This is a genomic window from Pseudolysinimonas sp. (genome assembly GCF_044239695.1).
In the GTDB taxonomy this organism is placed as follows: Bacteria; Actinomycetota; Actinomycetes; order Actinomycetales; family Microbacteriaceae; genus Pseudolysinimonas_A.
The window spans coordinates 1-8270 of the sequence record NZ_JBIIAW010000113.1 but is presented as its reverse complement, the minus strand read 5'-3'; the positions used below and the strand labels follow the sequence as shown (position 1 = coordinate 8270).

At 67.9% G+C, this 8270-nt stretch carries 11 protein-coding genes and 1 pseudogene; all 12 read right to left on the bottom strand.

Features of this window, described 5'->3' with window-relative positions; translation table 11 throughout:
* Positions 1-97 (bottom strand): annotated as a pseudogene (locus ACILQS_RS13940) (50S ribosomal protein L2); the annotation flags it as partial.
* Between the two features lie 32 nt (positions 98-129).
* Positions 130-429, bottom strand: coding sequence for a 50S ribosomal protein L23 (rplW, locus tag ACILQS_RS13935; protein ID WP_395640734.1), 300 nt, complete (start codon positions 427-429; stop codon positions 130-132).
* Positions 426-1103 (bottom strand): 50S ribosomal protein L4, encoded by a 678-nt coding sequence (gene rplD, locus ACILQS_RS13930; RefSeq protein ID WP_395640733.1) that lies wholly within the window; start codon positions 1101-1103, stop codon positions 426-428. Before rplD ends, rplW begins: the two co-directional genes overlap by 4 nt.
* Before the next feature lie 5 nt (positions 1104-1108).
* Complete coding sequence (gene rplC, locus ACILQS_RS13925) at positions 1109-1756, bottom strand: 50S ribosomal protein L3 (protein ID WP_395640732.1); 648 nt, start codon at positions 1754-1756, stop codon at positions 1109-1111.
* 34 nt (positions 1757-1790) lie between these two features.
* A complete protein-coding gene (gene rpsJ / locus ACILQS_RS13920) occupies positions 1791-2099 on the bottom strand; it encodes a 30S ribosomal protein S10 (RefSeq protein WP_395640731.1) in 309 nt (102 codons plus the stop codon).
* Positions 2100-2462: 363 nt separating this feature from the next.
* The gene (locus tag ACILQS_RS13915; RefSeq protein ID WP_395640730.1) at positions 2463-3371 is read right to left on the bottom strand and encodes a hypothetical protein; all 909 of its coding nucleotides are present in this window, start codon (positions 3369-3371) and stop codon (positions 2463-2465) included.
* 196 nt (positions 3372-3567) lie between these two features.
* A complete protein-coding gene (locus ACILQS_RS13910; RefSeq protein WP_395640729.1) occupies positions 3568-4014 on the bottom strand; it encodes a hypothetical protein in 447 nt (148 codons plus the stop codon).
* A gap of 30 nt (positions 4015-4044) precedes the next feature.
* Positions 4045-4302: a hypothetical protein gene (locus ACILQS_RS13905; RefSeq protein ID WP_395640728.1), complete on the bottom strand. Its 258-nt coding sequence runs from the start codon at positions 4300-4302 to the stop codon at positions 4045-4047.
* A gap of 110 nt (positions 4303-4412) precedes the next feature.
* Positions 4413-5387 carry a DNA topoisomerase IB gene (locus ACILQS_RS13900; RefSeq protein WP_395640727.1) on the bottom strand — a complete coding sequence of 325 codons (975 nt, stop codon included), beginning with the start codon at positions 5385-5387 and terminating at the stop codon, positions 4413-4415.
* 9 nt (positions 5388-5396) lie between these two features.
* Complete coding sequence (locus ACILQS_RS13895) at positions 5397-5822, bottom strand: hypothetical protein (protein WP_395640726.1); 426 nt, start codon at positions 5820-5822, stop codon at positions 5397-5399.
* A gap of 71 nt (positions 5823-5893) precedes the next feature.
* Complete coding sequence (tuf, locus tag ACILQS_RS13890) at positions 5894-7087, bottom strand: elongation factor Tu (RefSeq protein WP_395640725.1); 1194 nt, start codon at positions 7085-7087, stop codon at positions 5894-5896.
* Between the two features lie 81 nt (positions 7088-7168).
* Positions 7169-8270, bottom strand: a 1102-nt coding sequence (locus tag ACILQS_RS13885; RefSeq protein ID WP_395640724.1) for an elongation factor G, incomplete at its 5' end; no start/stop codon positions are given.

Genomic DNA, 8270 nt, shown 5'->3' with positions numbered 1-8270 from the left:
GCGACTTCTCCGGCGTCGACCGAGTGATCTCAGCGAAGTCGGCGACGCTCGAGCCACGACGACCCGGAGTCGTCGGCTTGTACTTGCGAATTCCCATTGGTGTTCTCCTGTGCCCTGAGTCTCGGGGCCTTAGCCGACAGCCGTGAAGATGTCGATCGAGCCGGACTTGAGGGTGACGATGGCGCGCTTGGTGTCCTTGCGCTTGCCGATCCCGAACCGGGTGCGGCGCAGCTTGCCCGTGCGGTTGAGCGTGTTCACGCTGGCGACCTTGACGTTGAAGATCTTCTCGATGGCGAGCTTGATCTCCGTCTTGTTCGAGCGCGGGTCGACGACGAACGTGTACTTGCCGTCGTCGATCAGTCCGTAGGACTTCTCGCTGACGACCGGCGACAGGATGATGTCGCGCGGGTCCTTGTTGTAGCCGCTCATTCGCCGGCCTCCTTGGTCGTGGCGCTGACCTTCGCCGTCTTCGACTCGACGAACGTGTCGTAGGCGGCCTTGGTGAAGATGATGTCGTCGGAGACGACGACGTCGTAGGCGTTGAGCTGGTCGACGTAGAGCACGTGCAGGTCGTGCAGGTTGCGCACGCTCTTCTCGGCCTTGTCGTCGCCGCGCTCGAGCACGATGAGCACCTTGCGGGTCACGCCGTGTCCGCCGTTGAGGTTCGCGAGCAGCTCGACGGCGACCTTGGTCGACGGGACGCCGCCGTTGGTGCCGAAGCCCTCGACGATGTGGATGCGCTCACCGCGGGCCCGGTCGGAGATGACGCCGAGCAGAGCCGCGGCGATCATCTTCTTGGGGGTGCGCTGGGCGTAGCTGCGCGGCACCGGTCCGTGGACGATGCCACCACCGCGGTGCTGCGGCATGCGGAGCGAGCCCTGGCGGGCGCGGCCCGTGCCCTTCTGCTTGAAGGGCTTGCTGCCGGAGCCCGAGACCTCGCCGCGGCCCTTGGCCTTGTGCGTGCCCTGGCGCGCGGCGGCGAGCTGCGCCGTCACCACCTGGTGGATCAGCGGGACGTTGGTCTGAACGTCGAAGAGGCTCGCGGGGAGGTCGACCGAACCGGTCTTCTTGCCCGTGGCGTCGAGAACATCGAGAGTGGTCATGTCGATCAGCCCTTCACCGCGTTGCGGACGAAGACGATACGGCCCCGAGCGCCGGGAACGGCGCCCTTGACCAGGATGAGGCCCTTCTCGACATCGATCGAGTGGACCTTGAGGCCCTGCACGGTGACGCGCTCGCCACCCATCCGGCCGGCCATGCGCATGCCCTTGAAGACACGGCTCGGGGTCGACGAGGCGCCGATCGAGCCGGGCTTGCGGTGGTTGCGGTGCGAACCGTGGCTCGCGCTGACGCCCTTGAAGTTGTGACGCTTCATGACGCCGGCGAAGCCCTTGCCCTTGGAGGTGCCGACGACATCCACCATCTGGCCGGGCTCGAAGATCTCGACGGTCAGTTCCTGGCCGAGCTCGTACGAGTCGGCGTCGGGGGTGCGCACCTCGGTGAGGTGACGGCGCGGAGTGACGCCGGCCTTCTCGAAGTGCCCGGCGGCCGGCTTGTTCACCTTGCGCGGGTCGATCTGACCGTACGCGATCTGGACGGCGGCGTAGCCGTCCTTCTCGACGTTGCGCACCTGGGTGACGACGTTCGGGGAGATGGAGACGACGGTGACGGGCACGAGCTTGTTGTTCTCGTCCCAGACCTGGGTCATGCCGAGCTTGGTGCCCAGCAGACCCTTCGTGGTCGCGGTTGCAGACATGGTGTTCCTTAGCTCTCTGAGCGGCGAGGCCGGCTCAGGCCTTGATCTCGAGGTTGACGTCCGCGGGGAGGTCGAGACGCATGAGCGAGTCGACGACCTTCGGGGTCGGGTCGATGATGTCGATGAGGCGCTTGTGGGTGCGCTTCTCGAAGTGCTCGCGGGAGTCCTTGTACTTGTGAGGGGAGCGGATCACCACCACGATGTTCTTCTCCGTGGGGAGCGGCACCGGGCCGACGACGGTGGCGCCTGCGCGCTGCACCGCATCCACGATCTTCCGGGCCGACGCGTCGAGACCGGCGTGGTCGTAGGACTTCAGCCGGATGCGGATCTTCTGTGCCGCCATGCGTATCTCTTCTCTCCTGTGTACATGCGGCATCCATTTCGGATCCCGCACCCGCGAACTCTCGTCCGCGCACCGCTGTTCTTCTGTCAATCCGGTCCCGGTCCTGCACGCACGCGGGCGCGCACGCAGAATCGAAGGATTCGAGTTGAAGCTTTGTGATGTCCTGCCACCCGCGGCCCAGCGAGAGGGCTATTGCCCGAATCGCTGTGCACTGCCAGAGCGGTGACCCACGCATTGCGCGGGATGTTGAACCACATGAGTTTGCCACACTCCGGCATTGCGTGCAACCCGGGCGTGTCGCGCCTGTTTGCGGGGCCTCTTCGTCGCGCGAGACGCCCTTGGTCCGCCATCTGCGAATGCGGCCTACGAGATGCGCGCGGCCCATTTCGCATATGGCGGACCAGCCCGCAGCCCAGCGTCGACGAGCCGAGACACGACGGGTGAGCCGGCGAGAGCCTCGTCCCACCCCCAGCGGGCGACCCGGAGATCGATCGATCGCAGCGCGTCTTCACGCTGCTTCTCCTCCCAGAGGTCGGCAGGAGAGCGGTACTTGTCTCGCCCATCGGCCTCGCCCACGACTCCCTGGTCGGGCCAGAAGAAGTCGAGGCGATATCGGTGACCCCGGGCGATGACCTCGATCTGTTGCTGGGGCCTCGCGAATCCGGCGAGCGCGATCGGGACCAGGCTGATCGATTCGAGAGGCGACTCCGCGAGCCCCGTGGCGATCTCGAGCGCGCGTTCCGCGCGCCGGGCGCCATGGAAGGGCTTCCACTCGTCGATCGTCGCGGCGATCTCGCTCGTCGAAGTCCCCGTGGCGAGCACTCGATCGAGCATCGCGACGCCACTCGCCAGAGTCCGTTTCGCCGCGAGGTCGAGTGCCGTGCCGATGGGTGTCGTCGCGAGATACCCGTCGATGTCGCTGAACGGCCACGGGTGCCGCGGACGGTGGACGAACGTGTTCACGGGGGCGCGGTGCCCGAGGTCGGAAGCAACCGTGTGCGGGAACGTCGGCCATGCCCCGATGACCGGCATCCCGCGCAGGAGCGCCGCGCTCTCGTGGGAGAAGACGGGAACTCGCGCCGAGGTGGCCACGAGCGCGTCGATCGTCGCGAGGTGTCGGGTGTGCGCCGACGCGTTCCTCCACTCGTCGGCGACGACATAGACGCCCGGGCGGATGCGGATGAAGGTTCCGCGTCGGACGCCGACTTCCAGCGACCGAGTCTGGTCGCCGCGGGCACGCAGCTGGCGCGAGACGATGAGTGAGATCGGCATCCCTCGACGGTGCCGGTGCACGGGCGACCCTGCGGGGTCCCCCTCGATTCAGGTGGACATCCGACTGCGAGTGCCTCCGTGGAGGGGCGGTTGGTCCGCCTCCTGCGAATCGTGCCTACAGGGAACGTGAGGCGGCATTCGCAAACGGCGGCCCAACAGACCGTCGGGGCTGCGGGACGGGGCCTCGACGGGCGGGCTACGGCTCGAACTCGGTCGCGCGGGGCTTGAAGATCACGAAATGGGTGAGCGCGAGGGCGAGCGTGCCGCCGATGAAGAGCTCGCCGGCGGCGAGGAGGGCGCCGATCACCGAGAGCCACTCGAAGCCGGCGAGCAGGGCGCCGGCCAGCACTCCGGCGAAGAGGGTGACGAGGGTGCCGACCACGATCGCGATGACCAGCGCCCCGACGTTGATCCAGAACTGCGAACCGCTCCCGCGTCGTCGGCCGGCGACGTTGGTGACGAGTAGGAACAGCGCGAAGAGCCCGATCGACACGCCACCGCCGGTGAAGAGGGCGAGCCAGGCATCCTCGATCGCCGCCGCGACCAGGTCGCCGGTGAGCACGCCGATGACGATGGTCGCGATCACGTACGCGATCGCGAGGGTGAGCAGGAGGGCGACTCCGGTCTTGCCCAGTGGTCTCATGATCCTGCTCCCCCTCGCATCGTCGTGTGTTCAGGAAGCGGGGGCGGCGGGAGCAGCCGGAGCGGCGGGCTCCTTGTCGGCGGTCGCGTCGGCGACCTTCTCCGCGAGATCGTGCGTCGCATCCTTCACCTTGTCGGCGACGTCTCCGAGGAAGCCCTTCGTGTTGTCGACCGCGTCGCCCACGAACTCCTTGGTGTTGTCGACCGCGTCGCCCACGAACTCCTTGGTGTTGTCGACCGCGTCGCCCGCGACGTCCTTGGCCTTGTCCACGATGTCGTCGAGTCCCATGCTGACCTCCAGGGCCGGCGAGCCCTTCCCGCCTGGCATGCCCATTCTGGCGGGTCGCGGGGGTCGCGCGTGTGAATTCCGGGTTTCGGATGCCGCCCCGCGCCCGTCGGTCACGGCGCGCCCGTCACCAGCTGGCGCAGGCGCGCCTCCGCCGAACGGACCCCGGTCACCTCGATCGTCTCGCCCTTCGCGTACCGGTCGAGCAGACGCGGGTCGACGTAGCTGGACCGTGCGACCGCCGGGGTGTTGCCGAGGGCGTCGGCGGCGAGCCGGACGGCGTTCACGACTGCCCGCTTCCGCGCTGCCGGGGTCTCCCCCGGCCCCGACTTCGCGAGCGCCACCGCCGCCGTCACGGTGCCGTGCAGCGTGCGGAAGTCCTTCGCGGTGAAGTCGCCGCCGGTGCGCGCCCGCACGTCGGCGTTGATGTCCTCCGCGCTCACCGGGTGCGGTCCCGCGTCGTCCTGCCAGGCGAGCAGCCGGGCCCGCCCGCCGCGTCGCTTGAGCCGCGCCACCACGAGCGCGAGGTCGGGGTCGGCGATCTCCGACTCCCATGGCTGCCCGCTCTTGCCCGGGAACGAGAGCACCACGCGCGACCCGTCGACCACCCGGGCGTGCGCCCCGAGGAGGGTCGAGAGCCCGTAGCTGCCGTGCGCATCGGCGTAGCGCTCCGACCCGACCCGCAGCATCCCGGTGTCGAGCATCCGGAACGCGGCGGCGAGGATGCGCTCCCGCGACAGATCGTCGCGCCGGAGGTCGCGGGTGACGCCCCGTCGGGCCGTGGGCAGGGTCGCGGCGAGCTCGAGCATGCGGTCGAACTTCAGCCGGTCCTTCTGGAGGCGCCACGCCTCGTGGTAGCGGTACTGTCGGCGACCCGCATCGTCGATGCCGGTCGCCTGCACGTGGCCGTTCGCGTGCGGGGCGATCCAGACGTCGGTCCAGGCGGGTGGCAGCACGAGGGCCTTCGCCCGTGCGGCGTCGGCCGCCGACGCGGGACGCCCGCTCTCGTCGACGAACGCGAAGCCCTTCCCGCGCCGCACCCGGTGGAGGCCAGGCCCGGTGACGTCGCTGCGGCGGAGGCGGGGCATCCCGTCACGCTAAGCGGGCGGGGCGACCTCACGCGGGGGCTTGACGACCGGCCGGAACAGCCGATGGATGATGGGGGCCGCGACGAGGACGGCCACGAGGAACGCGAGTCCGGCTTCGATCGCGTAGTCGAGGAAGCTCTCCCCCTGCACCACCCCGACGACGAGCACCGTCAGCGCGTTGAGCACGACGCCGGCGACCGCCGCGAGCAGCGTGACCGCGACCCCCGGCAACGCGCGACGCCGCACGGCGAGGACGACGAGGAGGAGGAGCCACACTCCGAGACCGATGTCCATGAAGAAGAACAGCAGCCGCGGCGACTCGGTCACGACGTCGACCGGTCGTCCGGAGATCCGCAGCCACGCTCCGAGAACCAGCAGTGCGAGCAGCAGCACGAGGGCGGTCTGCACGACGATGGCGAGGACGACGCGGGGCATGCTCCACGGTATCCCCGGGAACGGCGAAAGGGCCGGACCAGAAGGCCCGACCCTTTCGAGAATCCGAAGGACTACTTCAGGATCTTGGTCACCTTGCCGGCGCCCACGGTGCGGCCACCCTCACGGATGGCGAAGCCGAGGCCCTCCTCCATGGCGATGGGCTGGATCAGCTCAACGGTCATGTCGGTGGTGTCGCCGGGCATGACCATCTCGGTGCCGTCGGGCAGCGTGATGACGCCGGTGACGTCGGTGGTGCGGAAGTAGAACTGGGGACGGTAGTTGCCGTAGAACGGGTTGTGACGGCCACCCTCGTCCTTGGACAGGATGTACGCGGTGCCCTCGAACTGGGTGTGCGGCGTGACCGAACCCGGCTTGACGACGACCTGACCGCGCTCGACATCCTCGCGCTTGGTGCCGCGGAGGAGCAGACCACAGTTCTCGCCGGCCCAGGCCTCGTCGAGCTGCTTGTGGAACATCTCGATACCCGTGACCGTGGTCTTCTGCGTCGGGCGGATGCCGACGATCTCGACCTCGGAGTTGATCGCGAGGGTGCCGCGCTCGGCGCGGCCCGTGACGACGGTTCCACGACCGGTGATCGTGAAGACGTCCTCGATCGGCATCAGGAACGGCTTGTCCTTGTCGCGCACCGGGTCGGGCACGTTGTTGTCCACGGCCTCCATGAGGTCGAGCACCGACTGGGCCCACTTTTCGTCGCCCTCGAGAGCCTTGAGGCCCGAGACGCGCACGACGGGGGCGTTGTCGCCGTCGAAGTCCTGGCTGCTGAGGAGCTCGCGCACCTCGAGCTCGACGAGCTCGAGGATCTCCTCGTCGTCGACCATGTCGGACTTGTTCAGCGCGACGAGCAGGTACGGCACGCCGACCTGCTTGGCGAGCAGCACGTGCTCGCGCGTCTGCGCCATCGGGCCGTCGGTGGCGGCGACCACGAGGATCGCGCCGTCCATCTGCGCGGCACCGGTGATCATGTTCTTGATGTAGTCGGCGTGGCCGGGGGCGTCGACGTGCGCGTAGTGGCGCTTCGGCGTCTCGTACTCGACGTGCGAGATGTTGATCGTGATACCGCGCTGACGCTCTTCCGGCGCGGAGTCGATCGAGGCGAAGTCGCGCACGACGTTGACCGCCGAGGGGTACTTGTCGGCAAGCACCTTCGAGATCGCGGCGGTGAGCGTCGTCTTGCCGTGGTCGACGTGACCGATCGTTCCGATGTTGACGTGCGGCTTGTTCCGCTCGAACTTGGCCTTGGCCACTGTGGTCCTCCTCAGGACTGATTTCGGTTTACTACTTTACGGGTGTTGCTGAAGACCGGGTGACGATGCCACCCGCAGGACTTATTCGCCCTTGGCCTTCTGGACGATCTCGTCGGCCACGTTCCTCGGGACCTCGGAGTACGAGTCGAACGTCATGGAGTACACCGCACGACCCGACGTCTTCGAGCGGAGGTCGCCGACGTATCCGAACATCTCGGACAGCGGGACCTTCGCCGTGACGACCTTGACGCCGGTGGCATCCGTCATCGACTGGATCTGCCCACGACGCGAGTTCAGGTCGCCGATGACGTCGCCCATGTACTCCTCGGGCGTGCGCACCTCGACGGCCATCAGCGGCTCGAGCAGCACGGGGTCCGCCTTGCGAGCGGCCTCCTTGTACGCCATCGAGCCGGCGATCTTGAACGCCATCTCCGAGGAGTCGACGTCGTGCGCCGCGCCGTCGACGAGGGTCGCCTTGACGCCCACCGTCGGGTAGCCGGCGAGGACGCCGACCTGCATGGCGTCCTGGATGCCGTGGTCGACCGAGCCGATGTACTCGCGCGGGACGCGACCACCGGTCGTGGCGTTGACGAACTCGTACGACGTCTCGGGCGTGACCTCGAGCGGCTCGAGCGTGATCTGCACCTTCGCGAACTGGCCGGATCCACCGGTCTGCTTCTTGTGGGTGTAGTCGTACTTCTCGACCTTGCGGCGCAGCGTCTCGCGGTAGGCGACCTGCGGCTTGCCGACGTTGGCCTCGACGTTGAACTCGCGCTTCATCCGGTCGACCAGGATGTCGAGGTGGAGCTCGCCCATCCCCTTGATGATGGTCTGGCCGGTCTCCTGGTTCTGCTCGGTGCGGAACGTCGGGTCTTCCTCGGCGAGCTTCTGGATGGCGACACCCAGCTTCTCCTGGTCGGCCTTCGTCTTCGGCTCGATCGCGACCTCGATGACGGGCTCGGGGAACGTCATCGACTCCAGGATGACCTGGTTGGTCGGGTCGGACAGGGTGTCACCGGTGGTGGTGTCCTTCAGGCCGATGACCGCGTAGATGTGACCGGCGGTCACGCCGTCGACCGGGTTCTCCTTGTTGGCGTGCATCTGGAAGATCTTCCCGATGCGCTCCTTCTTGCCCTTGGTCGAGTTGATGACCTGCGCGCCGGAGTCGAGCTTGCCCGAGTAG

Coding starts and splice junctions, on each gene's coding strand:
- rpsJ (WP_395640731.1), bottom strand. CDS start 2,099: ATGGCGGCACAGAAGATCCGCATCCGGCTGAAGTCCTACGACCACGCC.
- rplD (WP_395640733.1), bottom strand. CDS start 1,103: ATGACCACTCTCGATGTTCTCGACGCCACGGGCAAGAAGACCGGTTCG.
- ACILQS_RS13905 (WP_395640728.1), bottom strand. CDS start 4,302: ATGGGACTCGACGACATCGTGGACAAGGCCAAGGACGTCGCGGGCGAC.
- ACILQS_RS13915 (WP_395640730.1), bottom strand. CDS start 3,371: ATGCCGATCTCACTCATCGTCTCGCGCCAGCTGCGTGCCCGCGGCGAC.
- ACILQS_RS13900 (WP_395640727.1), bottom strand. CDS start 5,387: ATGCCCCGCCTCCGCCGCAGCGACGTCACCGGGCCTGGCCTCCACCGG.
- rplW (WP_395640734.1), bottom strand. CDS start 429: ATGAGCGGCTACAACAAGGACCCGCGCGACATCATCCTGTCGCCGGTC.
- ACILQS_RS13910 (WP_395640729.1), bottom strand. CDS start 4,014: ATGAGACCACTGGGCAAGACCGGAGTCGCCCTCCTGCTCACCCTCGCG.
- rplC (WP_395640732.1), bottom strand. CDS start 1,756: ATGTCTGCAACCGCGACCACGAAGGGTCTGCTGGGCACCAAGCTCGGC.
- ACILQS_RS13895 (WP_395640726.1), bottom strand. CDS start 5,822: ATGCCCCGCGTCGTCCTCGCCATCGTCGTGCAGACCGCCCTCGTGCTG.